Source organism: Hydrogenophaga sp. NFH-34 (genome assembly GCF_021401345.1).
Taxonomy (GTDB): domain Bacteria; phylum Pseudomonadota; class Gammaproteobacteria; order Burkholderiales; family Burkholderiaceae_C; genus Hydrogenophaga; species Hydrogenophaga electricum.
In genome coordinates this window covers 1-23,528 of sequence record NZ_JACBGE010000031.1, presented here as the reverse complement: position 1 = coordinate 23,528, position 23,528 = coordinate 1, and the positions used below count along the sequence as shown (strand labels likewise).

General features: G+C 67.9%; 25 protein-coding genes. 10 read left to right on the top strand and 15 right to left on the bottom strand.

All coding sequences use genetic code 11. The annotated features are described in order from the left end of the window. The first annotated feature begins 60 nt into the window (after positions 1–60). Together L0977_RS22545 and L0977_RS22540 are read left to right on the top strand one after the other, a co-directional pair. Positions 61–1,077 (top strand): porin, encoded by a 1,017-nt coding sequence (locus tag L0977_RS22545; RefSeq protein ID WP_234267162.1) that lies wholly within the window; start codon positions 61–63, stop codon positions 1,075–1,077. Between the two features lie 207 nt (positions 1,078–1,284). Beyond that, a complete protein-coding gene (locus L0977_RS22540) occupies positions 1,285–1,938 on the top strand; it encodes a GntR family transcriptional regulator (RefSeq protein WP_234267161.1) in 654 nt (217 codons plus the stop codon). A 72-nt stretch (positions 1,939–2,010) separates the two neighbouring features. On the opposite strand, the gene L0977_RS22535 is transcribed toward L0977_RS22540, so the two are convergent. The 5 genes from L0977_RS22535 to L0977_RS22515 all read right to left on the bottom strand — a co-directional run bounded on the left by L0977_RS22535 (position 2,011) and on the right by L0977_RS22515 (position 4,707). Continuing rightward, complete coding sequence (locus tag L0977_RS22535) at positions 2,011–2,934, bottom strand: ornithine cyclodeaminase family protein (RefSeq protein ID WP_234267160.1); 924 nt, start codon at positions 2,932–2,934, stop codon at positions 2,011–2,013. An 11-nt stretch (positions 2,935–2,945) separates the two neighbouring features. Continuing rightward, entirely contained in the window at positions 2,946–3,701 is a 756-nt protein-coding gene (locus tag L0977_RS22530; RefSeq protein ID WP_234267159.1) for a sulfite exporter TauE/SafE family protein, read from the bottom strand. 5 nt (positions 3,702–3,706) lie between these two features. Then, positions 3,707–3,991: a 2Fe-2S iron-sulfur cluster-binding protein gene (locus L0977_RS22525; RefSeq protein WP_234267158.1), complete on the bottom strand. Its 285-nt coding sequence runs from the start codon at positions 3,989–3,991 to the stop codon at positions 3,707–3,709. After that, complete coding sequence (locus L0977_RS22520; protein WP_234267156.1) at positions 3,988–4,314, bottom strand: ferredoxin; 327 nt, start codon at positions 4,312–4,314, stop codon at positions 3,988–3,990. The genes L0977_RS22525 and L0977_RS22520 overlap by 4 nt, the downstream gene beginning before the upstream one ends. Positions 4,315–4,416: 102 nt before the next feature. Continuing rightward, on the bottom strand, positions 4,417–4,707 hold the full coding sequence (locus L0977_RS22515) for a 2Fe-2S iron-sulfur cluster-binding protein (protein ID WP_234267155.1): 291 nt from the start codon (positions 4,705–4,707) through the stop codon (positions 4,417–4,419). A 221-nt stretch (positions 4,708–4,928) separates the two neighbouring features. Here L0977_RS22515 and L0977_RS22510 point away from each other — a divergent pair, with 221 nt between their 5' ends. The 5 genes from L0977_RS22510 (at position 4,929) to L0977_RS22490 (ending at position 9,555) form a co-directional block, all read left to right on the top strand. After that, positions 4,929–5,648, top strand: coding sequence for a TenA family transcriptional regulator (locus L0977_RS22510; RefSeq protein ID WP_234267154.1), 720 nt, complete (start codon positions 4,929–4,931; stop codon positions 5,646–5,648). Between the two features lie 92 nt (positions 5,649–5,740). Continuing rightward, complete coding sequence (locus tag L0977_RS22505) at positions 5,741–7,192, top strand: aldehyde dehydrogenase family protein (protein WP_234267153.1); 1,452 nt, start codon at positions 5,741–5,743, stop codon at positions 7,190–7,192. A gap of 48 nt (positions 7,193–7,240) precedes the next feature. After that, the gene (locus L0977_RS22500; RefSeq protein ID WP_234267152.1) at positions 7,241–7,720 is read left to right on the top strand and encodes a GlcG/HbpS family heme-binding protein; all 480 of its coding nucleotides are present in this window, start codon (positions 7,241–7,243) and stop codon (positions 7,718–7,720) included. Positions 7,721–7,745: 25 nt separating this feature from the next. Then, positions 7,746–8,741: a 2Fe-2S iron-sulfur cluster-binding protein gene (locus L0977_RS22495; protein ID WP_234267151.1), complete on the top strand. Its 996-nt coding sequence runs from the start codon at positions 7,746–7,748 to the stop codon at positions 8,739–8,741. 43 nt (positions 8,742–8,784) lie between these two features. After that, the gene (locus tag L0977_RS22490; RefSeq protein WP_234267149.1) at positions 8,785–9,555 is read left to right on the top strand and encodes an SDR family oxidoreductase; all 771 of its coding nucleotides are present in this window, start codon (positions 8,785–8,787) and stop codon (positions 9,553–9,555) included. A 293-nt stretch (positions 9,556–9,848) separates the two neighbouring features. Here the strand turns inward: L0977_RS22490 and L0977_RS22485 are convergent, their stop codons facing one another. The 3 genes from L0977_RS22485 to norR are packed head-to-tail and all read right to left on the bottom strand — an operon-like array spanning position 9,849 to position 13,209. Beyond that, on the bottom strand, positions 9,849–10,268 hold the full coding sequence (locus tag L0977_RS22485; protein WP_234267148.1) for a putative toxin-antitoxin system toxin component, PIN family: 420 nt from the start codon (positions 10,266–10,268) through the stop codon (positions 9,849–9,851). A 24-nt stretch (positions 10,269–10,292) separates the two neighbouring features. Next, on the bottom strand, positions 10,293–11,618 hold the full coding sequence (locus L0977_RS22480) for a THUMP domain-containing class I SAM-dependent RNA methyltransferase (protein WP_234267147.1): 1,326 nt from the start codon (positions 11,616–11,618) through the stop codon (positions 10,293–10,295). Positions 11,619–11,673: 55 nt separating this feature from the next. Then, positions 11,674–13,209: a nitric oxide reductase transcriptional regulator NorR gene (gene norR / locus L0977_RS22475; RefSeq protein ID WP_234267146.1), complete on the bottom strand. Its 1,536-nt coding sequence runs from the start codon at positions 13,207–13,209 to the stop codon at positions 11,674–11,676. 147 nt (positions 13,210–13,356) lie between these two features. On the opposite strand from norR, the gene ytfE reads away from it, so the two are divergent. Continuing rightward, positions 13,357–14,037, top strand: coding sequence for an iron-sulfur cluster repair protein YtfE (gene ytfE, locus L0977_RS22470; protein ID WP_234267144.1), 681 nt, complete (start codon positions 13,357–13,359; stop codon positions 14,035–14,037). 15 nt (positions 14,038–14,052) lie between these two features. Beyond that, positions 14,053–16,407, top strand: coding sequence for a nitric-oxide reductase large subunit (locus tag L0977_RS22465; RefSeq protein WP_234267142.1), 2,355 nt, complete (start codon positions 14,053–14,055; stop codon positions 16,405–16,407). Positions 16,408–16,469: 62 nt separating this feature from the next. On the opposite strand, the gene L0977_RS22460 is transcribed toward L0977_RS22465, so the two are convergent. The 6 genes from L0977_RS22460 to argS all read right to left on the bottom strand — a co-directional run bounded on the left by L0977_RS22460 (position 16,470) and on the right by argS (position 22,780). After that, on the bottom strand, positions 16,470–18,077 hold the full coding sequence (locus L0977_RS22460) for an RNA polymerase factor sigma-54 (protein ID WP_234267140.1): 1,608 nt from the start codon (positions 18,075–18,077) through the stop codon (positions 16,470–16,472). 84 nt (positions 18,078–18,161) lie between these two features. After that, complete coding sequence (lptB, locus tag L0977_RS22455; RefSeq protein ID WP_234267139.1) at positions 18,162–18,911, bottom strand: LPS export ABC transporter ATP-binding protein; 750 nt, start codon at positions 18,909–18,911, stop codon at positions 18,162–18,164. A gap of 23 nt (positions 18,912–18,934) precedes the next feature. Beyond that, the gene (gene lptA, locus L0977_RS22450; protein WP_234267137.1) at positions 18,935–19,573 is read right to left on the bottom strand and encodes a lipopolysaccharide transport periplasmic protein LptA; all 639 of its coding nucleotides are present in this window, start codon (positions 19,571–19,573) and stop codon (positions 18,935–18,937) included. 120 nt (positions 19,574–19,693) lie between these two features. Then, complete coding sequence (locus L0977_RS22445; protein WP_234267136.1) at positions 19,694–20,338, bottom strand: thiol:disulfide interchange protein DsbA/DsbL; 645 nt, start codon at positions 20,336–20,338, stop codon at positions 19,694–19,696. A gap of 67 nt (positions 20,339–20,405) precedes the next feature. Next, positions 20,406–21,092 carry an SPOR domain-containing protein gene (locus tag L0977_RS22440; protein WP_234267135.1) on the bottom strand — a complete coding sequence of 229 codons (687 nt, stop codon included), beginning with the start codon at positions 21,090–21,092 and terminating at the stop codon, positions 20,406–20,408. A 14-nt stretch (positions 21,093–21,106) separates the two neighbouring features. Continuing rightward, the gene (gene argS / locus L0977_RS22435; RefSeq protein ID WP_234267134.1) at positions 21,107–22,780 is read right to left on the bottom strand and encodes an arginine--tRNA ligase; all 1,674 of its coding nucleotides are present in this window, start codon (positions 22,778–22,780) and stop codon (positions 21,107–21,109) included. A 117-nt stretch (positions 22,781–22,897) separates the two neighbouring features. Here argS and L0977_RS22430 point away from each other — a divergent pair, with 117 nt between their 5' ends. Further along, on the top strand, positions 22,898–23,314 hold the full coding sequence (locus L0977_RS22430; RefSeq protein WP_326491102.1) for a PsiF family protein: 417 nt from the start codon (positions 22,898–22,900) through the stop codon (positions 23,312–23,314). A gap of 11 nt (positions 23,315–23,325) precedes the next feature. Here L0977_RS22430 and L0977_RS22425 read toward each other — a convergent pair. After that, positions 23,326–23,528: hypothetical protein (locus L0977_RS22425; RefSeq protein ID WP_234267133.1), on the bottom strand; the 203-nt coding region annotated here is incomplete at its 5' end.

Sequence of the window (23,528 nt, the reverse complement as noted above, 5' to 3'; positions counted from 1 at the left end):
CGATTCCGCTGTTTTCCCCTTTTTCCCATCCCCACCCTCCCTTTCAAGGACGCTTCCATCATGAAAAAACACCTGGCGCTTGCCTCCGCCCTGCTGGCCTCCGGCGCGGCCTTTGCCCAGTCGAGCGTGACGCTCTATGGCCTGGCCGACGTCTACGTCGCCAGCCGCAAGGACGCCGACACCGGCGACCGCACCACCGCCATGTCCAGCGGCGGCGTCTACCAGACCCGTTTCGGCCTCAAGGGCAGTGAAGACCTGGGCGGCGGCCTCAAGGCCAACTTCCAGTACGAACACGGCTTCGCGCTGGAAAACGGCGGCGCCGGCAGCACCGGTTTCAGCCGCCAGTCCTGGGTCGGCCTCTCGGGCGCCTTCGGTGAAGTGCGCGCCGGCCGCGCCTGGAGCGCGTTCGACGACATCAGCGGTTCGACCCTGGCGGCCAAGAACTCCCTGCTGGCGCCGAACCAGGGCACCTGGCTGACCACTTCGTACAAGGACAACCCGGACAACGGCCTGTACTACGCCACGCCCGAATTCGGCGGCGTCAGCGGCGCCGTCAGCTACGGCCGCGAAAACGCCAGCGCGGGCGCCAGCCGCGGCTCCGTGGCCAGCCTGAACGTCAAGTACGGCAGCGGTCCGGTGTTTGCCGCCCTGGGCTACCAGACCGAAAAGGCCAACGGCGACGCCACGGCCCTGAAGTACACCCGCCTGAGCGGCTCCTACGACCTGGGCATGGCCAAGCTGCTGGCCAGCTACGGCCGCGTCGCCTTCGCCGATGCCAGCACCACCGAATGGCAGCTCGGCGCCGACGTGCCGCTGGGTGGCGGCTGGCTGCTCTCCGGCGGCCTGGCCCGCTCCAAGGGCGAGATCACCGGCTTCAGCGGCGACGCCAACTACACCGGCAAGCTCGTCAACGTCGGCCCCGAAGTGGAACGCACCGGCTACAGCATCGCGGCCTTCTACAGCCTGAGCAAGCGCACCTCGGTCTACGGCGGCTACCGCGCCAACAAGATCAAGACCCCGGGTGCCGCCGACAAGGACGGTGACGTCTTCGCCCTGGGTCTGCTGCACATGTTCTGAGCCGCTTCCGGCACGCAGCTTTCTTTTTCATGACCGTTTGACCGCGCCTTCCCGGCGCGGTCTTTTTTATGGGCCCATGATTTTCGTCATCCTTCACGGCACCGCCAGCCCTGAGCGCAGAGCGGGTGCTCGCATAGAATTCAGTATCCAAGACGGCGCCGGCATGGGCTGCCCCGTCCCGACTCTCGAACGTTCATCGAAGGCTCCATGAACCTACCCAAAAAGGAGGCAACCCTGGGGGCAGCGCACTCGCCGCTGACCACCCTGGTGGTCCAGGCCCTGCGCGAGCGCATCCTCAGCGGCGCCATTCCCCCGGGTGAACGGCTGGTGGAGAGCCGTCTCTCGGACGAGCTGGGCGTCTCCCGCATGCCGGTCCGTGAAGCCTTGCGGCAACTGGCCGCCGAAGGCCTGGTGACCATCGAGCCGCGCCGCGGCGCTTCGGTCACCGCCTTCAGCCCCGAGCAGGTGCGCGAACTTGTCGAAGTGCGTGCCACGCTCGAAGGCCTGAACGCCAAACTCGCGGCCCAGCGCCACGACGAGCGGCAGATCGCCGACATGGAAAAGATCCTGGCCGAGGGCACGCGCCTGGCCACCTCGGCCGATCACGCCACGCTGCTGCTGATGAACCAGCGCTTCCACGACGCGCTGGGCAGCATCGCCGCCAATTCCGTGCTGCAGGACATCATGCGCTCGCTGCGCGACCGCACGGCGCTACTGTTCACCCCGCTCAACCGCGAGCGCGGGCAGCAGAACTGGGACGAACACGCTGCCATCCTGCGCGCCGTGATCAAGGGCGACGCCGAACTCGCGTCGCTGCTCGCCATGCGCCACGTGTACAACGCGGCGCAGATGGAACCTTGAAGCCCCCCTGCGGCGCTGACGCGCCTTCCCCCTCTCTGGCGCGCCTTCGGCGCTGGGAGGGGGGAATGCGCGTCAGCGCCGCAGGGGTGAGCTCAGTCTTTTCCAGACCAGACCGGCCAGCGCAATGTCTTCCAGCCCCACGCCCACCGATTTGTAGAGCGTGATTTCGTCGGCATGGCGGCGCCCCGGGTGCACGCCGGTCAGCAGCTCGCCCAGCTCCACCAGTTGGTCGTCACGCACCAGGCCCGGGGCGGCGAGCACCAGGTCGCCCGCTTCACGCAGAGTCTGCGGGCGCCACTCGACCGCGATGCAGCTCGCCCGTTCGAGCGCGCGGTCGTCCAGTTCGCGTGTGTGGGGCAGGCTGGAGCCGATGGCGGCAACGAAGCTGCCGGGCGCGAGCTGGTCGCCCCCGAACAGCGGTGTCGTCGAACGCGAGGCGGTGACCACGATGTCGGCGCCGGCCACCGCCTCCTCCGGGGTCGCCAGGCGCACCGCCGTGCCGCAGGCGGCTTCGAGCTGCGGCACCAGATCCGCCGGCGCGTAGGGGTCGAACACGCGGATCTCTTCCAGCGCAAACGCCCCCGCCATCTGCACCGCGTGCATGCGGCCCTGCACGCCCGCGCCGAACAGCGCCAGCCGTTTGGCATCGGCACGCGCCAGCCGGCGCGCCGCGATCACCGAACAGGCCGCGGTGCGCAGACGGGTGATGGCCCCCGCGTCAAAGGACGCGAGCGCGCGACCGTCCTCGGTCGAGAACAGCAGAATCACGAAAGTGAACTGGCCCTGGATGGTGGTGTAGACCTTCGCGCCGGCCACCTGCTGCCCAGGAATCACCGCCCCCAGCGTCGACAGCTTGATGCCCTGGGCTTCGGTGCGCACACGCTCCTGCATCGCCGCTTCGCTGCGGCCAAAGCATTCAAAGGCGTCCTGAAGCACGACCTGCGCGTCTTCCGGGGTGATGGTGGCGTCGACGATGGCGTCGGTAATGTGTTGCATGGCAGAAATCCTCAGGCTGCGAACAAGGTACGGAACAGCACGACCAGCGCCCCGGCGGCCGCCATGGCGAGCAGCAGCCTGCGCACCAGCGGAGCCGGCACGTGCCGCTTGATGGGGTTGGAGGCGAAGAAGCCCGCGAACATCCAGGGCATCAGCAGGGCGCTCAGCAGGTATTCGTGCGCCCCCATGCGCCCGACCGCCGTGAGCACGGTGATGGACACCACCGAGCCGATGAAGAAGATGGCGCCGATGGTGCCGCGCAGTTGCGCCGCGCCCATGTTCTGCATGGCGATGGCGAAAGGGGGGGCGCCGGCCGAGGTGATGGTGCCCATCATTCCCGAAGCGAGGCCGGCCATGGCCATGCTGCGCCGCGTTGGCAGCACGCGCCAGCCGGTGAGGCTCAGGCTGACGCCGGTGAGGATGAGCAGCGCAAACATCAGCGACAGCGTCTTCACCGACAGCAACACCAGGCAGGCCGCCGCCAGCACCGTGCCGCCCAGCCGCCCGGCCACGCCCATGCCGGCCAGCCGCCATTCGATCGCTTCGCGATCGCGCAGGCCGCCCATGAGCGCCAGCGGGCAACTGAGCACCAGCAGCGGGCCCGGCACCAGCTCCGGAAACCACATCGCGGCCAGCGGCGCGCTGAACATGGCAAAGCCCAACCCGCTCACGCCCTGTAGGCAGGCGCCGATGAGCACCAGCACCCCGGCGGCCAGGTAGTGCCCGCCGCTCACCCCCTGGGCCACTTCGGCAGACAGCCAGTCCATGGCCATCACCACGACACGGCGATGTCGCCCTTCACGAAGGTCTGGCAAGCCATGCGGTAGCCCGCGGCCAGGTCCGCTTCGCTCAGGTGCTTGCGCTCCTTGGCCTTGACGTCGTCGGTGTTCGCCAGGCCCTCCTCGATGCGGCACTTGCAGGTGCCGCACAGGCCGCCCCCGCACTTGAACGGAATACCGCCCTTTTCCCGCAGCGACACGCGCAGCAGGTTGCTGTTCTCCGGCGCCTGGACCTGTTTGCCCGCATTCGTCAGGAACGTGATCTGCACCGTGCTCATGCCACCACCCGTTCAGCGAAGCGTGCCGGATCGATGGGCGCGAGTTCGGCCTTCATGCTGCCGAAGGCGCACAGATGGCGCAGCTCGCGGCGCGCGCTGTCCAAGTCTTCAAAACGTTCCAGGAACTTGGTCGGCACGCTGTTGATGGTGACCGGCTCGGTCTCGTCGATCACCCGGATGCGGGTCGGCTGCAGCAACTCGGCCACCAGAAAACGCGCCTTCACGCGGCCATAGAAGACGTAGTCGTACGCCTCCACCGGCACCAGCCCTTCGCTGGGTTCGCTGCGGAACTGTCCGGGCTTGGAAGTCAAGATCACATACATGGCAATGTCCTGGAAGGTGGGGAAGGGGAATCCGCTGGCGCTCAGAGGCTGGGAGGGAATGGGGCCTGCCCGCAAGGGCACGATCGATTTCCTCTCGGCCTCTCAGTCCTGGGCCAGCTCGATGTCGTGCTCCAGCCAGAGCTGGCAGGTCAGGCGGTAGCCCTCGGCAAGGCGGTCGCCCAACTGCTTCTTCTCTTTCCAATTGGGCGGCGGCAGGTGCTCGGCACCCGCCAGCACGCGCGTCGCGCACTTGGAGCACTTGCCCATGCCGCATTCGTACTTGAGGTGCGGAAACGGGAACTCCCGGATGCCGGCGCGCACGACGAGGTTGGCGCCACTCTTGACTTCGTCGCGGTAGACCTGGCCGTTCTTGTGAAACGTGACGATGGGCATGGAATCACTCCGGGATTGAAAGAATTCTTGGCGTCTGCAAGTTTTCAGTATACAGTATACTTTAACGACGTCCAAGCGCTGACCGTCATTTCCCCGGGATTCACTGTCACCGCTCGACTTCGCCAAGTATGTTTGTATACTGTATACGTTGCTAGGATCCCATCGCCTCCCGGCACCGGCAGCGCCACCCACCCCACCACCCTCTGTCAAGGAGTCCTTCCATGCCTCAACTGATGAACCGCGACGAATTCCGGACCGCCCTCGAAAACGCCATCAAGGGCAAGAGCGCGAACCAGTCGCCTTTCAGCCTCGCCTGGGCCGGCGGCACGCTCAGCCGTGACCACCTCGCCCGCTGGGCCGAGAACCACTACCACTACGTCGGCCCCTTCGCCGACTACCTGGGGTACCTGTACGCCCGCACGCCCGATCACATGACCGAGGCCAAGGACTTCCTGCTGGCCAACATGTACGAAGAGGAAATCGGTGGCGACCGCCACACCGACTTGCTGATCCGCTTCGCCGAAGCCTGCGGCACCACCCGCGAGCGCGTGGTCGACCCCGACAACATGTCGCCCACGACCCGGGGCCTGCAAGCCTGGTGCTACGCCGTGGCGATGCGTGAAGACCCCGTGGTGGCCGTCGCCGGCCTGGTGGTGGGCCTGGAATCGCAGGTGCCTTCCATCTACCGCAAGCAGACGCCCACGCTGCGTGAGAAGTACGGCTTCACCGATGAAGAGGTCGAATTCTTCGACCTGCACATCGTGTCCGACGAAATCCACGGCGAGCGCGGCTACCAGATCGTGCTGGAGCACGCCAACACGGTCGAGCTGCAACAGCGCTGCCTGAAGATCTGCGAGATCGGCGCCCAGATGCGCCTGCTCTACACCACCGCGCTCTACAACGACTACGTCGCCAAGGAAGAACCGGCCCTGGCCGCCTGATGCAACCGGGTGGCGCGCGGTGCGGCACAGCACTTCCGCGCAGGCCGCGCGCCACCCGGCTGCCCCTCCCCCGATTTCCCAAGCAGCACGCCATGCAGACAGAAGAATTCCTGAACTTCATCGACGGTGAATGGATCCGGTGCCGCAACGGCCGCACCTTCGACAACATCAACCCCGCCGACACGCGCGAGGTGGTGGGCCGTTTCCAGTCGTCGTCGGCCCTCGACGCCGAAGACGCCGTCAATGCAGCGTCCACCGCCTTCGAACTCTGGCGCAAGACGCCGATCGGCCAGCGCGCGCGCCTGCTGAACAAGGCCGCCGACTACCTGGAAGACAACGCCCAGCGTTTCGGTGAAGAGCTCAGCCGTGAAGAGGGCAAGTCCGTCGCGCTCGGCAAGGACGAATTCCTGCGTGCTGCCCAGACCTTCCGCTTCTATGCCACCGAAGGCCAGACCTTCGGTGGTGAAAGCTACCCCCAGGACGACGCCGACATGGCCGTGTTCAGCCAGCGCGAGCCGCTGGGCGTGGTCTCGGTCATCTCGCCCTGGAACTTCCCGGCCTCGATCCCGGCGCGCAAGATCGCGCCGGCACTGGTCACCGGCAACACCGTGGTGTTCAAGCCCTCGTCCGACGCGCCCTTGAGCGGCCTGCGCCTGGTCGAAGCGCTGATCCACGCCGGCCTGCCCAAGGGCGTGATCAACTACGTCACCGGCAAGGCCGGCGACGTGGGCCCGATCATCACCACCTCGCAGGCGATCCGCGCGATCTCCTTCACCGGCTCCACCCAGGCGGGCATGCACATCCACCGCACGGTGCACCTGACCACCCGGCTGCAGATGGAGCTGGGCGGCAAGAACCCGCTGCTGGTGATGGAAGACGCCGACCTCGACAAGGCCGTTGACCTGGCCATCAAGGGCGGTTTCTCGCTCACCGGGCAGGCCTGCACCGGTACCAGCCGCGTGATCGTGGTCAAGGCCGTGCGCGAAGCCTTCACCACCAAGCTGGTGGCCAAGGTCAAGACACTCAAGATCGGCCGGGGCGACCAGCCCGGCATGGACCTGGGCCCGCTGGCCACGGCCAAGCAGCTCGACACCGTGCTGTCCTACATCGAGGTCGGCAAACAGGAAGCGCGCCTGCTGTGCGGCGGCGAGCACCTGCACACCGGCGAGTACGAGCACGGTTACTACGTGATGCCCGCGATCTTCGACAACGTGACGCAGAAGATGCGCATCGCCCGCGAAGAGATCTTCGGCCCCGTGATCGCGATCATCGAAGCCGAGGACTTCGAGCACGCGCTGGCCATGGCCAACGACAGCGAGTACGGCCTGTCCGCAGCCATCGCCACGCAGAACGTGCGCTACATCCACCGCTTCACCAACGAGATCCAGTCCGGCACCGTGAAGATCAACCGCACCACCACCGGCAACCTGGTCAACGCGCCCTTCGGCGGCATGAAGAACTCCAGCACCTCGACCTTCCGCGAGTCCGGCCGCGTCGGCCTGGAGTTCTTCACCCAGACCAAGGTGATCTACCGCGGCCTCTGAGCCATCGCCGCGTCGCCCACGCCCTGCTTGACAGAAAGAAAGACAACCATGAAATCCAGCCTCAAACTGCAACTGCCCGAAGCGCGCCGCATGGCCGCCGCCGCCCTCGACAAAGCCCAGGAACTGGGTGTGCCCGAAACCGTGTGCATCACCGATGAAGGCGGCTTCCCGCTGGTGCTCGAACGCATGGACAGCGCCCGCGTGACCGGCCCGCAGATTGCCTGGAACAAGGCCTTCACGGCCGCCGGCCACAAGCGCTCCACCCACCTGTTCAACACGCCGCCCAACGGCCCCGCCCTGCCCGGCAACGAAGCCTTCGGCATCCAGTGGAGCTTTGAAGGCAAGTTCGCCGTGTTCGTCGGCGGCTTCCCCATCGTGGTCAACGGCGAAGTGGTCGGTGGCGTCGGCCTGAGCGGCGGCAACGGCGAGCAGGACACCGCCTGCGGCGTGGCCGCGCTGCAAGCCCTGAAGGACCTGCTGGCCGCCGACGGCCTGGACGTCCTGGTGCAGGCCGACATCAAGAAGTAAGCCACACGGCACAGGAGAGCAGCTCATGGGCTTCGAGGTACTGTGGATCGAGCGCGAAACGCGCTTCGAGGTCGCCCCGGACGAAACCGTGCTCGACGCGGCGCTGCGCCAGGGCATCGCACTGCCGCACGAATGCACGTTCGGCGGCTGCGGCACCTGCCGCATGCAGGTGCGCGATGGCACGGTGGACTACGAAGAGCTGCCCATGGCGCTGACCGAAGACGAGGTCGCACGGGGCGTGGGGCTGGCCTGCCAGGCCCGCCCGCGCAGCGACCTGGTGATCAGCGTCATGCCGCCCGGCCACTGCAGCGACCCGGTCCAGGTGGAGGCGACGGTGCTCGGGGTGGCCTCCCTGGGCCACGATGTGACGCACCTGCAACTGCAACTGCCGGACGGCCAGGAACTGATCTACCAGCCGGGCCAGTACATGAACGTGCACCTGCCCGACGGGCGCTGCCGCAGCTTCTCCATGGCCTCGCGGCCCGACGCGCAGCGTGTGGACTTTCACGTGCGTCGCATTCCCGGCGGTCACTTCACCGACGGCCAGATCGCCGCGCTCCGGCCCGGTGACCGGCTGCCGGTGGAGATCCCGCTGGGAAGCTTTCGCCTGCACAAAGAAGACGAGCGGCCGCTGGTGATGGTGGCCACGGGCACCGGCCTGGCGCCCATCAAGAGCATGCTCGAATCGCTGATGGACGACGACGACTGCCCGCCCGTGCACCTCTACTGGGGCGCGCGCACGCCAGACGACCTTTACCTGCACGACGCGATCGCCGCCTGGGCCGAGCGCCTGTACGAGTTCCGCTACGTGCCCGTGCTCTCGCGCGCCGGCAGCGGCTGGAACGGCCGCACCGGCTACGTGCAGGACGCTGTGCTGGCCGATCTGGACGACCTGTCCGAACCCGCGTTCTACCTCTGCGGCTCGCCCGCCATGATCGCCGACGCCAAGGCCGCCTTCATCGGTCGCGGCGCCAGCGTCGACCACATCTACAGCGACAGCTTCGTCTTCCAGCCACGCTGACGCAGCGCCCCCAATGGTCAGTCACACACGAGAGCCACACACGATGAATCTGGGCATTGACGGGCGCAGCGCGCTGGTTTTTGGTGGCAGCAAGGGTCTGGGCTACGCGTGTGCGCAGCACCTGGCCGCTGCGGGCGTGAACGTGTGCATCGCCGCACGCACCGAATCCACCCTCATCGAAGCGGCACGCCGGCTTCGCGAGGCCACCGGCCGCCCCGTGCAGTACGTGGTCGCCGACATCACCCGGCCTGAAGGGCGCGACGCCGCCCTGCAGGCCAGCCCGGCACCCGACATCCTGGTCAACAACGCCGACGGCTGGCCGCCCGGCAATTTCCGCGACTGGGCGCCGGCCGAATGGCACGCCGCGCTCGACGCCATGATGGTCGGCCCGATCGAGATGATTCGCCGCACCGTGGATGGCATGATGGACCGGCGCTTCGGCCGCATCGTCAACATCGTCTCGCGCAGCGTGCGCGCACCCGACCTGCGCCTGGGCCTGTCCAGCGGCGCGCGCGCCGGCCTGGTGGGCTTTGCCAACGCGCTCGCCCGCGAAACCGTGCGCCACAACGTGACCATCAACAACCTCCTGCCCGGCCCCTTCGCCACCGACGCCCAGCGCGTGCACCTGGAACACAGCGCGCGCCAGACGGACACGCCTTTTGCCGACCTCTGGAAAGCCCGCGAAGCGGCCAACCCGGCCGGCCGCTTCGGCGACCCGGACGAACTGGGCGCCTGGTGTGCCTTCCTGGCGTCCCGCTACGCCGGCTACATGACGGGGCAGAACCTGCTGATCGATGGCGGTGGGGTTCATTAACACCCCCCTGCGCCGCTGACGCGGCTTCCCCCCTCTCTGGCGCGGCTGCGCCGCTGGGAGGGGGGACGGCAGCTCGGGCCGGCGGAGCCGGACCCTCGATGCCCTGCTGGTAAAGACACTTCGCCCCGGAAGGGCCCTGGGGCTGGGCTGCCCTTTGTCGACGCAGTGTGTAGGTGGGTGACGCGGGGTCTCGCTCCTGTCCTCTCCCTCCTTGGGACGACTCCGTCAGGACGCGTCTTTTTCCGCAGCCACAGCGAGCGGGATCGCGCGTCAGCGACGCGGAACGGCCGGCGTCAGGCCCTCGCGACGTCCACACCCAGCGTCGCCAGGCGCCTGGCCATGCACAGCACGGCGGCGTCCTTGCTCAGCAGGGTCGCGCCCTGCGGGGTGGCGAGGGCGGCGGCCAGGTCGATGAATTTCTGGTCGTCCGGGTCTTTGCAGGTGTAGGCGGCCTTGGGCGCTGCCGGCACGATCTTCGCCCGCTCGTCGAAGGCCGCCAGCACGGCCGACGCGGTCACGGGCCGCCGTTCCAGGCGGCGCACGATGTGCGGATAGGTCAGGACCCGCGCCAGCTCTTCGCGCATGGCGGCGGTGGCGTGCCAGTGCGCCTTGCCCTGCGCCAGCGCTTCGTACAGCGGCGCCACGGCGGGATCGGCGTAGACAAAGAGGTCGAGCACGATGTTGGTGTCGAGCACCAGTGCGCCGGTCCTCATGCGCCGGCCCTCATGCGTCGGCCCTCATGCGGCAGGCGGCGGCGAACGGCGCGGCGTCAGGTCAAACCGGAACAGCCGGCATTCGATCGGGCCGTTCCACAGCGGCACGCGGCGCGATTCTTTGAAGCGCATCTTGCCCGGCAGCTTGAGGTCGGGCGTGAGCAGCCAGGCACTCCAGCCCGTGTAATGGCTCTTCCAGTGTGCGGCGAGGCGCTCAAAGAAATCGCTGCCGTCGCTGCCATCGGCCATCTGGGCGCTCTCGCGCCCCAGTCCCGGCTCGGGGGCGGCCTTGGCGCCGACCGTGAAGGTGCGCGGTGCGCGCCCGCCGCGTTCGGCCGCCCGCGACTGGGCGTTCTGGCCCGCCACGCCGGCGGCTGCGATGCGCTCGCCATAGGGCGGGTTGAGCAGCAGCACGCCGGGCTGAGTCGTCGGGGGCAACCGCTGCAGGGCGTCGCCACCGCGCAGCTCGATGGCGAAAGCCACCCCAGCGCGCTCGGCGTTGCGCTGGGCAAAGTCGACCATGCGGAAGGCCACGTCGGAGCCGAAGACGATGGGCTTGTGCCCGGCAGGCCATTCGCGGCGTTGCTTCGCGGCGGCGTCCTTGAGCCCGTGCCAGACGTGCGGCTGGAAGGGCAACAGCTTTTCGAACGCGAAGCGGCGCTGCAGGCCGGGCGCGATGCGCAGCGCCATCTGCGCCGCCTCGATCACCACCGTGCCGCTGCCGCAGCAGGGGTCGTACAGCGGGGCGATGTCATCCAGCGACGCGGCCTCGGCCCCGTTCCAGCCGGTGGCCGCGATCATCGCCGCCGCCAGCGTTTCCTTCAGCGGCGCGTCGCCCTTGTCTTCACGCCAGCCGCGTTTGAACAGCGGCTCGCCCGAGGTGTCGATGTACAGGCTCAGCGTCTCGGCCGTGAGGTGGGCGTACAGGCGCACGTCGGGCCAGGTGGTGTTGACGCTGGGGCGCTCGCCGCGCTTGGCGCGGAAGCGGTCGCACACCGCGTCCTTGATCTTGAGCGCCGCAAAATTGAGGCTCTGCAGCGGGCTGTGCTGCGCCGTCACCTCGACCTTCATGGTCTGCTGCGGCGTGAACCAGATTTCCCAGGCCACATCGCCAGCGGCGGTATACAGATCCTGCTCGCTGCGGTAGGGGCCGTGCCAGAGCTGCACCAGCACACGCTGGGCCAGTCGGCTGTGCAGATTGAGCGCCAGCGCGTCGCGCCAGGCCCCCATGAGCCCCACGCCGGCGCGCGACTTGCGCACGTCGGTGCTGCCGGTGATGCGCTGCACCTCGGCAGCCAGAAAGTCCTCCACGCCAGCGGCGCAAGGCAGGAAAAGCGAGAGATGGTTCATTCCCGGATTGTCGTCCAGACCCTGGCGCACCGGCGTCCCCGGGCTCGGCGCATCCTCATTTGAGCCCGAGGCGACGGGCGAGCTTGTGCAGATTGCTGGCGTCCAAGCCGAGGGCGCGCGCGGCCTGGGCCCAGTTCTGCGCGTGGGCATCGAGCGCGGTGCGGACCGCCTGGCGCTGGCAGGCTTCGACCTGCTCGCGCAGGCTACCGCTCCGGAGCGCTGCGACGGCCCCCTCCGCCGCCACCGGGGACACCGGGTCCAGCACGGCCGAGGCGGCCTCCAGGTCCAGCAGCTCCGGCCCGAGCGTGACGAGATCGGTGCGCACCGCGCCGCGGCTGACGGCCTTGAGCGCGGCGCGGCTGATCACGTGTTCGAGCTCGCGCACATTGCCTGGCCAGGGATAGCGTCGCAGCGCTTCTTCGGACGCCGTGCTCAGGCGCAGGCTGCGCAGGCCCAGCCGCGCGCGGTTGCGCTCCAGGAATCGTCCGGCCAGCAGCAGCACGTCGTGGCCGCGTTCGCGCAGGGGCGGGATCGGGATCGGGTAGACCGAGAGGCGGTGGTAGAGATCGGCGCGGAAGCCGCCGTCGCGCACAAGCTCGCGCAGGCTGCGGTTGGTGGCCGCCACCACGCGCACGTCGACGCGCCGTGGCCGGTCGGCACCCAGGCGCTGAATCTCGCCGTTCTGCAGGGTGCGCAGCAGCTTGGCCTGCACCGCCAGCGGCAGCTCACCGACCTCGTCCAGGAACAGCGTGCCGCCTTCGGCGGCCTCGAAGCGGCCGGGACGATCACTCACCGCACCGGAAAACGCGCCCTTGACGTGCCCGAACAGCTCGCTCTCGGCCAGCGATTCGGGCAGCGCCGCGCAGTTGACGTGCACCAGCGGGCGACCGTGGCGGCGCGACAAGCGGTGCAGGCGGTGCGCGAACAGCTCCTTGCCCACCCCGGTTTCGCCCAGCAGCAGCACCGGCAGTTCGGAGTCGGCCACCACCGCCAGCTCGTGCAGCAACCGCGCGATGGCCTCGCTCTGGCCGAGGATGTCACCCTCCTCGCCGACCGGGCGCTCGGCCGTGTCGACGCCGCCCAGGCGCAGTGCGCGCGCCTGGGCCTCCAGCCGCGACATGCGCACCGCCGCCTCGACCAGCGGACGCAGCGCCTGCAGATCCGCCTGGGCGCGGGCATCGAAGGTGCCCACCCGCAGGGCGTCCAGCGTCAGCACGCCCCAGGGCTCACCCTCAACCGCCACCGGCACGCCCATGCAGTCGTGCACGGGCAGCGGCTCGCCCGCGTGTTCGTCGATCAGGCCGTCGTAGGGATCGGGCAGCGTGCTGTCGTGATGGAAGCAGGTCACGCCCGAGCGGGCCAGGATGGCCGACAGGCGTGGATGCGCCTGCAACTCGAAACGCCTGCCCAGCGCGTCGCGCACCAGCCCGTCGACCGCGACCGGGCGCAGATGTTCGGCCTCGCGCTGCAGCAAGGCCACGGCACCACAGCCGAAGTGCTCACGCAGGCTGCTCACCAGACGCTGCAGGCGCACCGCCGGCGGCAACTCGGCAGCCAGGTCGGTCAGCAGCAGCGACAAGACGGTATCCATGGTTATTTATACCTTTAAAGGGTCGAATCAACCCCAATCAGATGCGGTTATTATGACCATTCATGGTCCCAGCATCTTGAATTTGCACGTTTTTTTCCAGGCACACCATTCGCACTGTCCTGAGCATCCCAAGACCTGGAGAACCTCATGGATGCCTTCATCGACCAACCCCTGGGCCAACTGGCCCGCCGCATCGCCGGCGCTACGCGCGTGTTCGACGCCCATGGCCTGGACTTCTGCTGCGGCGGCCGCCACACACTGCGCGAGGCCGCCACCTCGCGCGGGCTCGACCCGCAGCCGATTGCCCAGGCGCTGCAAGCCGTCGCCGCCTTGGGCACGCCCACCGGCGAGCGCGACTGGAACAGCGCCACCCCGACCGAACTGGTCGACCACCTCCTGACCCGCTTCCACGCCGTGCACCGCGAACAGTTGCCCGAGCTGGTGCGGCTGGCGCGCAAAGTGGAGCAGGTTCACGGCGACCGCCCGGACTGCCCCACCGGCCTGGCCGACCACCTCAGCGCCATGCAGCAGGAGCTGGAAAGCCACATGCAGAAGGAAGAGCAGGTGCTGTTCCCGATGTTCGCGCGCGGCCAGGGCACGCTGGCGCGCATGCCCATCGGCGTGATGCGGCGGGAACACGACCACCACGGCGAGTCTTTGCAGCATCTGATGGCGCTGACGCAGGACATCACGCCCCCACGCGGCGCCTGCACCACCTGGCGCGCGCTCTACCTGGGCCTGGCCACCTTCCGCGCCGACCTGATGGTCCACATCCACCTCGAAAACAACGTGCTGTTCGAGCGCTTCGCGCCCGCACTCGCGCACTGAAACCGGAGCACCGACATGGGTCCGTACAAGAAGCACTGGTTCGCGCTGATCGGCGTGCTCATCGCGATGTTCTCGCTGCTCGGCTACTTCGGCGCCGACGTCTACCGCTCAGCCCCGCCGATCCCGGCCCAGGTGGCCAGCGCCGACGGCCAGGTGCTGTTCGGCCGCGACGACATCCTCGACGGCCAGACGGCGTGGCAATCGGTGGGCGGCATGCAGTTGGGCTCCATCTGGGGTCACGGCGCCTACCAGGCGCCGGACTGGACGGCCGACTGGCTGCACCGCGAGCTGACGGCCTGGCTGGACCTGGCCGCGCAGGCAGCGCACGGTCAGTCTTTCGCGCAACTCGATACCACCGCCCAAGGCGCCCTGCAAGCACAACTGCGCGCCGAGTACCGCGGCAACGGTGTCGACGCCGCGCAGCGCCTGGTGGTCAGTCCCCGGCGCGCGCAGGCGATGGCCGCCACCGCAGCCTACTACGAGCGCCTGTTCGCCGCCGATCCGGCGCTGCGCGGCACGCGCCAAAGCTACGCCATGAAAGAAGACACCCTGCCCAGCGCCGAGCGGCGCCAGGACCTGACGCACTTCTTCTTCTGGACCGCCTGGGCCGCCGCCACCGAGCGCCCCGGCTCGAAGGTCACCTACACCAACAACTGGCCGCACGAGCCGCTGATCGGCAACGCCCCCAGCGCCGAGAACGTGGTCTGGTCGGTCGCCAGCGTGGTGATCCTGCTGGCCGGCATCGGTTTCCTGGTGTGGGGCTGGTCCTTCCTGCGCGCGTACGAAGCGCCGCTGCCCACAGCGCCGACACACGACCCCCTGACGCTGAGCGCGCTCACCCCGTCGCAGCGGGCTCTGGGCAAGTACCTTTTCCTGGTGGTGGCCCTGTTCGTGTTTCAGGTCTTCATTGGCGGGTTCACCGCGCACTACACGGTCGAAGGCCAGCACTTCTACGGCATCGACGTGTCGCAGTGGTTTCCCTACGCGCTCACCCGCACCTGGCACATCCAGAGCGCCCTGTTCTGGATCGCCACCGGCTTCCTCGCCGTGGGCCTGTTCCTGGCGCCCGTCATCAACGGCGGCAAGGACCCGAAGTTCCAGAAGCTCGGCGTGGATGTGCTGTTCTGGGCGCTGGTGTTCGTGTGCGTCGGCTCCTTCATCGGTAACTACCTGGCCATCGCGCAGAAGTTGCCACCAGCCTGGAGTTTCTGGCTCGGCCACCAGGGCTACGAATACGTCGACCTCGGGCGCCTGTGGCAGATTCTCAAGTGGGTCGGTATCCTGCTGTGGCTGGTGCTGATGCTGCGCGGCGTGCTGCCGGCGCTGCTGTCAGGAGAGCGCCGGGCCGCCCCAAGCTCTTCTGCTCCCCTTGGGGGACGGGCCGGGCGAAGCCTGGACCTGGGGGCCAACAGTTCTGATGGCGAAGACAAGAACCTGCTCGCCCTGCTGACCGCTTCGGTCGGGGCCATCGGTCTGTTCTATGGCGCCGGCCTGTTCTACGGCGAGCGCACCAGCCTCACGGTGATGGAGTACTGGCGCTGGTGGGTGGTGCACCTGTGGGTCGAAGGCTTCTTCGAAGTTTTCGCCACCGTGGCGCTGGCCTTCGTCTTCAGCAGCATGGGTCTGGTCTCGCGCCCCATGGCCACCACCGCCAGCCTGGCCTCGGCCTCGCTGTTCCTGCTGGGCGGCATTCCGGGCACCTTCCACCACCTGTACTTCGCGGGCACCACCACGCCGGTGATGGCTGTGGGGGCGGCCTTCAGCGCGCTGGAAGTGGTGCCGCTGATCGTGCTGGGCCACGAAGCCTGGGACAACTGGCGCCTGAAGACCCGTGCGCCCTGGATGGACAACCTGCGCTGGCCCCTGATGTGCTTCGTGGCCGTGGCCTTCTGGAACATGCTGGGCGCGGGCGTCTTCGGCTTCATGATCAACCCGCCCATCTCGCTGTACTACGTGCAGGGTCTGAACACCACACCGGTGCATGCACACGCCGCCCTGTTCGGGGTGTACGGCTTCCTGGCGCTGGGCTTCACACTGCTGGTGCTGCGTTACCTTCGCCCGCAGTTCGTTTTCAGCCCCGTCCTGATGCCAACCGCGTTCTGGGGCCTCAACGTCGGCCTGGTGCTGATGATCGCCACCAGCCTGCTGCCCATCGGCATCCTGCAGTTCCACGCCAGTGTCAGCGAGGGCCTGTGGTACGCCCGCAGCGAAGCCTTCCTGCAGCAGCCGCTGCTGCAGACGCTGCGCTGGGTGCGCACCTTCGGTGACGTGGTGTTCATCGTGGGCTCCGTGGCCATGGCCTGGCAGGTGGTGTGGGGCCTGGCCGGCCGCAGCGCACCCGCCACCACGCTGCACACGCGCACTGCCTGAGCACGCACCGAGCGCCCTGCATGCCAAAACGCCGCCCTTTGGGCGGCGTTTTTTCGGGTCTGTCAAAGCGCCTTGCGCAGATTGGCCGGGGCGATGCGCAGTGCCTCGCGGTACTTGGCCACGGTGCGGCGCGCGCACTCGATGCCCTGCTCCTTGAGCATGTCCGAGAGCTGGTTGTCCGACAGCGGTTTTTTGGTGTCTTCGGCCGAGATGAACTGTTTGATGAGCGCGCGCACCGCGGTGCTCGACGCGTTGCCGCCGGTTTCCGTGCCCAGCGAAGAACCGAAGAAGTACTTCAGCTCGTAGGTGCCGAACGGCGTGGCCATGTACTTGGCCGTCGTCACGCGGCTGATGGTCGACTCGTGCAGGCCCAGTTCGTCGGCGATCTCGCGCAGCACCAGCGGGCGCATGGCCAGTTCGCCGTGCATGAAGAAATTGCGCTGGCGCTCGACGATGGCGCTGGACACGCGCAGGATGGTGTCGAAGCGTTGCTGGATGTTCTTGATGAACCAGCGCGCCTCCTGCAGGCGCTGCTGCATCGCCGCGTGGCCGCCTTCGCTGTCGCGCCCTCCGCGCTGGCCCCGCAGCGCGTTGGCGTACACATCGTGCACGCGCAGGCGCGGCATGACGTCGGGATTGAGCACCACCTTGAAGCCGCGCCCGGCGCGCAGCACGATCACGTCGGGCACGACGATGTTGCGCTCCACGTCGACAAAGCGGCGACCCGGCTTGGGTTCAAGCCCGGCAATCAGGCCCAGGGCGGCACGCACCGTCTCGTCGTCCGCCCCCGTGAGCGCACACAGGCGCTTGATGTCACGCTTGGCCACCAGCTCCAGCGGTTGCTGGCAGATCGCCAGCGCGATGCGGGCTGCCGGGGTGTTGCGCAGTTCCTGGATCTGCAGCCGCAGGCATTCGGCCAGATCGCGCGCCCCCACACCAGCGGGCTCCATCGCCTGCAGCCAGCCCAGCGCGATGCGCAGTTGCTCTTCGGCCTCCTCGGCCTCTTCAAGCGACGGCAAACCGGTGTCGGGATGGGCCAGGCGCCACCACGCGCGGGCCAGATCACCCAGATCGCCATCCAGGTAGCCGTCATCGTTCAGCGATTCGATGAGGAAGAACAGCGCGGCCGCGTCGTCGTCCCCGATGCGCAGCATGCGCGCCTGTTCGTGCAGGTGGTCCTGCAGGCTGATCAGGCTGCGCGCCAGCTCGGCCGCGCTGGCGGTTTCGTCGTCGTCCGACGCGCCGTTGCGCGGCGGCGCGTCACCGCCCCATTCGCTGTCATCGGGCGCGATTTCGACCGTGCCGTCGCCTTCCCAGCTTTCTTCCACGGGGGCCGAGCCGTCGAGCCGGCCTTCCAGGTCGTCGGCCGGGGCGCTTTCATCCGAGGCGGACAGGCGCTCGCCCGCCGAAGCGGCGGCGCCATCATCCGCACCGCTCCCCGACTCGCTGAGCTGTTCGCCCGCGCTGACCGGTGCGTCGGTGGCCGACAGGCCAAACTCCTCACGCTCGGCGCTTTCTTCCGTGCGCTCCAGGAAAGGATTCTCGTCGAGCATCTGCTCGACTTCCTGCGCCATTTCGAGCGTGGACAGCTGCAGCAACCGGATCGACTGCTGCAGCTGCGGCGTCAGGGCCAGATGCTGCGATACCCGCAGGGAGAGCGACTGTTTCATGCCGCCACCCGCACCGCACCCAGCCATGCCGGGCGCATGCCCGTCGGAAGCTGTCCGCCAGGTCCGGTCATCCGCATGCTGGCCTCACATCCGGAAGTGTTCGCCGAGATACACCCGACGCACGTCGGCGTTCTCGACGATCTCGGCCGTGGTCCCGCTGGCCAGCACCTGGCCATCGCTGATGATGTAGGCGTGGTCGCAGATGCCCAAGGTTTCGCGCACGTTGTGGTCGGTGATCAGGACACCGATGCCCTTGTCCTTGAGGAAGGCGATGATCTGCTGGATTTCGAGCACGGCGATCGGGTCGATACCGGCAAAGGGTTCGTCCAGCAGGATGAAGCGCGGCCGGGTGGCCAGCGCACGCGCGATTTCCACGCGGCGACGCTCCCCACCCGAAAGCGCCGGTGCGGGCGAATCGCGCAAGTGGTCGACCCGCAATTCCTTGAGCAGTTCGTCGAGACGGTCGTTGATATCGACCGCCGACAGCGGCTCGCCGTTCACATCGTGCTGCAGCTCCAGCACCGCGCGCACGTTCTGCGCCACCGTGAGCTTGCGAAAAATCGAGGCTTCCTGCGGCAAATAGCCCAGGCCCAGGCGGGCCCGCCGGTGGATGGGCAGGCGCTCGATGCGCATGCCGTCGAGTTCGATTTCGCCACCGTCGGCCCGCAGCAGGCCCACGATCATGTAGAACGATGTGGTCTTGCCCGCGCCATTGGGGCCCAGCAGACCGACCACCTCGCCCTTGTCGACCGAGAGCGAGACGTTCTTGACCACCTTGCGGCTGCCATAGGCCTTGCGCAAGCCGCGTGCTTCCAGCCGGCTGCGGACCGCCATCGGCGCCGGGGCCTCCGCCGCCGTCACTGCTTCTGCTCGGGAAGGGAGTTGGTGGACCGCAGTTGGGCGGGCGCTGTGGCGGGTGCCGGCTTGGCCTGCTCGTCCGGGATCGGGGTCAGCATGGCCCGCACACGGCCGGAAGGATTGGACGCGGTGGCCGTGCCGGCAGCGCCGCCCTTGACGGTGTAGACCTCGGTGGCGCTGCTGTAGGTGATCTGGGTGCCCGAGCTCTCGTCGTTGAGCTGGGTGCCTCGGTAACGGCGCATCACCGCCTTGCCGGTGAACACCACGGTTTCGGAGGCGCTTTCGTATTCGATGCGCTCACCCTCGCCCTCGATCCATTCGTCCACGCCTTCGCGTTTCTGCCGGAAGAAGGCCAGGGCATTCGGCCCCCCGACGAGCAGACCGAACTGGTTGCCCTGCGGGTCCTGGCGCACCTCCATGCGCGCACCGCGCATGATGATCGTGCCCTTGGTGGCCACCACCTTGCCGGTGAACACGCTCAGTTGCTTGGCATCTTCATAGCGCAGGCTGTCGGCCTCGATGTTCAACGGCTTGTCCTTGTCGGCCAACTCCGCATGCACGGCGCCCACGGGCAACGCGCAGGCCAAGGCCAGCAACAGGGAGCGGATCGGGAAGCGGGGGTTTTGAAGCACGGGCATGGCAGGTGAGGGCACGAAACTTGCATTCATTGTAGCCTTCACCGGCCGGCGTTCGGCGCGCATGGCCGAACAAATTGCGGGGCCTTTGACCGGCCCCGCCACCAGGTGACCCAAACCCGGTCAGCCCTTGCGCAGATCGGCGATCAGTGCGTCGGCCACCTGCAGGGTTTTGGGGCCTTGTCCCGGGACGTAGAAACGTCCTCCAATCCCCAGCGACGGGGTGGCCTCCACCAGATAGGCTTCCTGCATCTGGGCCGCGCGCCGCGCCTTGCCCGCCACCGAAAACGCGTTGTAGTTCTCAGTGAACTTGGCGGTGTCCAGCCCTTGCTTGCCGACCCAGGCGGTGATGGTCTCGGCGGTGGTCAGGCGTTGCCGCTCGACGTGGATGGCCTTGAAAACCTTTTCGTGCAAGGCATCGAGCTGGCCCATCGCTTCGAGTGCGTAGAACAGCCGCTGCAGCGGCACAAAGGCTTCGCTGAACGCGACAGGCATACGACGCACGGTCACGTGGGCCGGTTTCTTCTGAATCCAGGCGCTGAAGATGGGCTCGAAGTTGAAGCAGTGCACGCAGGTGTAGGCGAAGAACTCGATCACCTCCACCTGCCCGTTCGGGGCATCCACCGGCGCGGGGCGGCCCAGGCGCTGGTATTCGTTGCCTTCCTTGAAGCCCCCGACCTGGGCCTGCGCCAGCGGGGACCACAAGGCACCGGATACGGCGCCCGCGCCGGAGGCCAGCAGGGAAGCGGAAAACTGACGACGTTGCATGTAAGGACTCCTGTGATGAGCGGGTTGGTGGCCGGCGCCGCGGCAAAGTTCCCGCGGACGCGGGGTGTCAGCGCGGCACGCGCACCAGCGCCGCCTCCACCCCGCCGGACTCGAGCTGCTCGCGGGTCGCGTCGGCCGGCACCTTCTGCTGGAACGGTCCCACACGGACCCGGAACACCGGTCGCCCGGCCTGTTCGCGCTCGGTGATGTTGGCGGCAAACCCCATCATGGCCAGCCGCGCACGCTGGGACTCGGCTTCCTCGGGACTGCGGAAAGCCCCCGCCTGCACAAAGTAGACAAAAGGCTCGGCACCGCCCACGGTGGCTGCGGACGCTGGTGCCGAGGTGTCGCGCGTGACGGTGACCGTCACCGTGCCAGGGGCTGCGGGCGCCGGCGAGCCCAGGCGCGACTGCACCAGGTCACCAATCGGGTCGGCCGAGCTGGCGGGTGCAGCAGGCGCAGCAGCGGGGGCAACGCCCGGTGCCGTCACGGCGGGATCGCCCGATTCGGGCGCCGGCGCCGCCGCAGGCAGCGGGGCCTTGCTGGCGAGGCCGGCGTTCGGGTTCCAGCCCTTGTTGCGCTCGGCCTCGGCCGCGTCCTGCGCCGCCGAGCGGGAAACGCCCCGGTCCACAAAGGGCACCGGCACGCGCGTGACGTACATCGCCACGGCCAGGGCGATGGCCAGACCGACCAGAACGCCCACCACAAAACCGATCAGGGTGCCGCCACGCTGCGGCCGGGGAGAATGTTTCATCCGGAACTCGTGCCTTACATTTTTTGCGGTGCGTCCACACCCAGCACCGCCAGGCCATTGTGCAGCACCTGGGCGGTCGCCGCGACCAGCGCCAGGCGGGCCTTTTTCACGGCTTCGTCATCGACCAGGATGCGCTCGGCGTCGTAGTAGCTGTGGTAGGCCGCCGCCAGTTCGCGCAGATAGAAGGTCACATCGTGCGGAGCGAAATCGGCCGCTGCGGCCGTGAGCATGGCCGGGTACCGGGCCAGCAGCAGCATCAGTGCCTGGGCCTGCGGCCCCTCCAGCGCCGACAGGTCGGTGTCCTGGAGAGCGGCCCTGTCACCGCCCCAGGCCGCGAGCACCGAGCAGATGCGCGCGTGCGCGTACTGCACGTAATAGACCGGGTTGTCGTTGTTCTTCTGCACCGCCAGATCGACGTCGAAGGTGTATTCGGTGTCGGGCTTGCGGCTGAGCAGGAAGAAGCGCACGGCATCCTTGCTGGTCCATTCGATCAGGTCGCGCAGCGTGACGTAGCTGCCGGCGCGCTTGCTGATCTTGACCTCTTCGCCGTTGCGCACCACGCGCACCATGGTGTGCAGCACGTAGTCGGGGTAGCCCTGCGGGATGCCCACCTCGGCGGCCTGCAGGCCGGCACGCACGCGCGCGATGGTGCCGTGATGGTCGGTGCCCTGGATGTTGATGACCTTGGTGAAGCCGCGCTCCCACTTGGCGATGTGGTAGGCCACATCGGGCACGAAGTAGGTGTAGGTGCCGTCGCCCTTGCGCATGACGCGGTCCTTGTCGTCGCCGTAGTCGGTCGACTTCAGCCACAGCGCGCCGTCCTGCTCGTAGGTCTTGCCGTTGGCGATGAGCCGGTTCACCGTGGCCTCGACGCGGCCGCTGGTGTAGAGACTGGATTCGAGGTAGTAGTGGTCGAACTTGACCTGGAAAGCCTGCAGATCCTTGTCCTGCTCGTTGCGCAGGTAGGCGACGGCAAACTGGCGGATGTTGTCGGCATCGTCGACGTCACCGCTGGCGGTGAATTCGCGGTCATCGGCGTGCACCGTCTTCTTCGCCAGGAAGTCGTTGGCGATGTCCTGGATGTAGTCGCCGTTGTAGGCGGCCTCGGGCCACTGTTCGTCACCGGGCTTGAAGCCCTGGGCACGCAACTGGGTGCTGGTCGCCAGCGTGCCGATCTGCACGCCCGCGTCGTTGTAATAGAACTCGCGGTGCACCGCCCAGCCCTGGGTGCTGTAGAGGTTGCAGATCGCGTCGCCCAGCGCGGCCTGTCTGCCGTGGCCCACGTGCAGCGGGCCGGTGGGGTTGGCCGACACGAACTCGACCATCAGGCGCTGGCCGTTGGCCGGCTGCACGCCGAAACCCGTGCCAGCCTCCAGCACCTCGCGCACGATCTGCTGCTTCGCTGCCGGCTGGAGGCGGATGTTGATGAACCCCGGGCCGGCGATATCGATCTCGGCCACCCACTGCTGGTACACCGGCTGAGCCAGCAACGCGGTCTTGAGCTGCTCGCCCACCTGGCGCGGGTTGGCCTTGAGCGGCTTGGCCAGTTGCATGGCCGCGGTCACGGCGAAGTCACCATGTGCCGCCACCTTGGGCGATTCGAAGGCGGCCTTCTCGCCGGCACCCGGCGACAGCTGTTCCAGGGCCTGGGCCAGCCCGGCCAGCAGTTCTTGTTTGATTTTCAGCATAGGGGCGGAATTTTAGGCGGGCGCGCCGACCCTGTGCGCCGACAGGGCTGCGGCTGCGCTATCGTTGCGCCACCCGCGCTGGCGGGCCCCGTCCACGCACCGTTTGCAAGGAACCCCATGAAACCGCTGCTGATTCTGTTGACCTTGTGCGCCACCATGGCGTCGGCCCAGGCACCAACCCCGCCGGACAAGGCGCCCACCGGGCAGCAGGCGCGGATGACCCGTTGCAACCAGAGCGCGGAGGAAACCGACCTCAAGGGCGATGAGCGCAAACAGTTCATGAGCCGCTGCCTCAAGGGCGAGACGGAGCCCACCGCCGGCACGCCCCAGCAGGAACGGATGAAGGCCTGCAATGCCGATGCCGGCGCGCAGGCGCTCAAGGGCGACGAACGCAAGGCATTCATGAAAAAGTGCCTGAGCAACGCACCGGCCACGCCGCAGGAGCGCATGAAAAGCTGCAACACCGAGGCCACCGCCAAGGCGCTCACAGGCGACGCACGCAAGCAGTTCATGGGCACCTGCCTGAAGGGCTGAGGCTTGTATCTTCATATCTGACTGGCGCGGTAGAGTGTGGCCGCCGTTGAGGCGGCCAGACCGGCCCGTGCAGTTTGGTAGCGGCTGGGGTGCTCGAGCCCGTGACTGAGTACAGAACGCACGGCCGCCGCGCTGGTCTTCGTGAAGCCCGAACGGTTACGCGCGCCTTCGATGAGTGCGCATGCACAAGCAAGGGATCTGGAGATCATGTCTG

What these genes read in the sequence shown, in the direction of transcription:
- L0977_RS22460 (WP_234267140.1), bottom strand. Translation starts at nt 18,077, where the DNA reads ATGAAACAGTCGCTCTCCCTGCGGGTATCGCAGCATCTGGCCCTGACG.
- norR (WP_234267146.1), bottom strand. Translation starts at nt 13,209, where the DNA reads ATGGATACCGTCTTGTCGCTGCTGCTGACCGACCTGGCTGCCGAGTTG.
- L0977_RS22515 (WP_234267155.1), bottom strand. Translation starts at nt 4,707, where the DNA reads ATGCCCATCGTCACGTTTCACAAGAACGGCCAGGTCTACCGCGACGAA.
- L0977_RS22520 (WP_234267156.1), bottom strand. Translation starts at nt 4,314, where the DNA reads ATGTATGTGATCTTGACTTCCAAGCCCGGACAGTTCCGCAGCGAACCC.
- L0977_RS22445 (WP_234267136.1), bottom strand. Translation starts at nt 20,338, where the DNA reads ATGCAACGTCGTCAGTTTTCCGCTTCCCTGCTGGCCTCCGGCGCGGGC.
- L0977_RS22440 (WP_234267135.1), bottom strand. Translation starts at nt 21,092, where the DNA reads ATGAAACATTCTCCCCGGCCGCAGCGTGGCGGCACCCTGATCGGTTTT.
- L0977_RS22430 (WP_326491102.1), top strand. Translation starts at nt 22,898, where the DNA reads ATGAAACCGCTGCTGATTCTGTTGACCTTGTGCGCCACCATGGCGTCG.
- L0977_RS22540 (WP_234267161.1), top strand. Translation starts at nt 1,285, where the DNA reads ATGAACCTACCCAAAAAGGAGGCAACCCTGGGGGCAGCGCACTCGCCG.
- L0977_RS22500 (WP_234267152.1), top strand. Translation starts at nt 7,241, where the DNA reads ATGAAATCCAGCCTCAAACTGCAACTGCCCGAAGCGCGCCGCATGGCC.
- lptA (WP_234267137.1), bottom strand. Translation starts at nt 19,573, where the DNA reads ATGCCCGTGCTTCAAAACCCCCGCTTCCCGATCCGCTCCCTGTTGCTG.
- L0977_RS22525 (WP_234267158.1), bottom strand. Translation starts at nt 3,991, where the DNA reads ATGAGCACGGTGCAGATCACGTTCCTGACGAATGCGGGCAAACAGGTC.
- L0977_RS22545 (WP_234267162.1), top strand. Translation starts at nt 61, where the DNA reads ATGAAAAAACACCTGGCGCTTGCCTCCGCCCTGCTGGCCTCCGGCGCG.
- L0977_RS22535 (WP_234267160.1), bottom strand. Translation starts at nt 2,934, where the DNA reads ATGCAACACATTACCGACGCCATCGTCGACGCCACCATCACCCCGGAA.
- L0977_RS22530 (WP_234267159.1), bottom strand. Translation starts at nt 3,701, where the DNA reads ATGGACTGGCTGTCTGCCGAAGTGGCCCAGGGGGTGAGCGGCGGGCAC.
- L0977_RS22505 (WP_234267153.1), top strand. Translation starts at nt 5,741, where the DNA reads ATGCAGACAGAAGAATTCCTGAACTTCATCGACGGTGAATGGATCCGG.
- L0977_RS22490 (WP_234267149.1), top strand. Translation starts at nt 8,785, where the DNA reads ATGAATCTGGGCATTGACGGGCGCAGCGCGCTGGTTTTTGGTGGCAGC.
- ytfE (WP_234267144.1), top strand. Translation starts at nt 13,357, where the DNA reads ATGGATGCCTTCATCGACCAACCCCTGGGCCAACTGGCCCGCCGCATC.
- argS (WP_234267134.1), bottom strand. Translation starts at nt 22,780, where the DNA reads ATGCTGAAAATCAAACAAGAACTGCTGGCCGGGCTGGCCCAGGCCCTG.
- L0977_RS22465 (WP_234267142.1), top strand. Translation starts at nt 14,053, where the DNA reads ATGGGTCCGTACAAGAAGCACTGGTTCGCGCTGATCGGCGTGCTCATC.
- lptB (WP_234267139.1), bottom strand. Translation starts at nt 18,911, where the DNA reads ATGGCGGTCCGCAGCCGGCTGGAAGCACGCGGCTTGCGCAAGGCCTAT.
- L0977_RS22480 (WP_234267147.1), bottom strand. Translation starts at nt 11,618, where the DNA reads ATGAACCATCTCTCGCTTTTCCTGCCTTGCGCCGCTGGCGTGGAGGAC.
- L0977_RS22485 (WP_234267148.1), bottom strand. Translation starts at nt 10,268, where the DNA reads ATGAGGACCGGCGCACTGGTGCTCGACACCAACATCGTGCTCGACCTC.
- L0977_RS22510 (WP_234267154.1), top strand. Translation starts at nt 4,929, where the DNA reads ATGCCTCAACTGATGAACCGCGACGAATTCCGGACCGCCCTCGAAAAC.
- L0977_RS22495 (WP_234267151.1), top strand. Translation starts at nt 7,746, where the DNA reads ATGGGCTTCGAGGTACTGTGGATCGAGCGCGAAACGCGCTTCGAGGTC.